General features: G+C 45.3%; 1 protein-coding gene. It reads left to right on the top strand.

Features of this window, described 5'->3' with window-relative positions; genetic code table 11:
* The coding region (locus D8848_RS10630) for a DUF1542 domain-containing protein (RefSeq protein ID WP_142999029.1) at window positions 1-989 on the top strand (989 nt) is incomplete at both ends.

Below are 989 nucleotides of genomic sequence, written 5' to 3' on the forward strand. Positions count from 1 at the left end.
CGCCAGTAGCTAAGCCAGCGGCTAAGCAAGCAATCGATGATGCATTGAAAGCTAAAAATGACGCGATCGATGCGAACAACGACTTAACAGCTGAAGAGAAAGCAAAAGCTAAGGAAGACGCTAAAGCGAAAGCTGACACAGCTAAGGAAGCAATCGACAACGCTACGACAAATGATGCAGTAACTAAAGCTAAGACTGCAGGAACAACAAGTGTAGACTCAGTAACTCCAACGCCAGTAGCTAAGCCAGCGGCTAAGCAAGCAATCGATGATGCATTGAAAGCTAAAAATGACGCGATCGATGCGAACAACGACTTAACAGACGAAGAGAAAACTGCAGCCAAAGTAGACGCTAAAGCGAAAGCTGACACAGCTAAGGAAGCAATCGACAACGCGACAACAAATGCGGCGGTAGAACAAGCTAAGGCTAACGGAACAACAGAAGTAAACAATGTAAATCCAGACGCAGTAGCGAAGCCAGAAGCTAAGAAAGTCATCGACGAAGTTCTCAAAGCTAAGACTGATGAAATCGACTCTCGTACAGACTTAACAGACGAAGAGAAAACTGCAGCGAAAGCAGATGCGAAAGCCAAAGCAGACTCAGCCAAACAAGCCATCGACAACGCAACAACAAACGATGCGGTAGAACAAGCTAAGACTGCAGGAACAACAAGTGTAGACTTAGTCACTCCAACGCCAGTAGCTAAGCCAGCGGCTAAAAAAGCAATAGACGATGCGCTTAAAGCTAAGGAAGCAGAAATCGATGCGAACAACGACTTAACAGCTGAAGAGAAAGCAAAAGCTAAGGAAGATGCAAAAGCGAAAGCAGACGCAGCGAAAACAGCAATCGATAACGCAACAACAAATGATGCAGTAACTCAAGCTAAAAATGATGGAGCAACAAGTGTAGACTCAGTCACTCCAACGCCAGTAGCTAAGCCAGCGGCTAAAAAAGCAATAGATGACGCACTTAAAGCTAAGAAAGATGCG

The organism is Streptococcus mitis, from assembly GCF_003942775.1.
In the GTDB taxonomy this organism is placed as follows: domain Bacteria; phylum Bacillota; class Bacilli; order Lactobacillales; family Streptococcaceae; genus Streptococcus; species Streptococcus mitis_CN.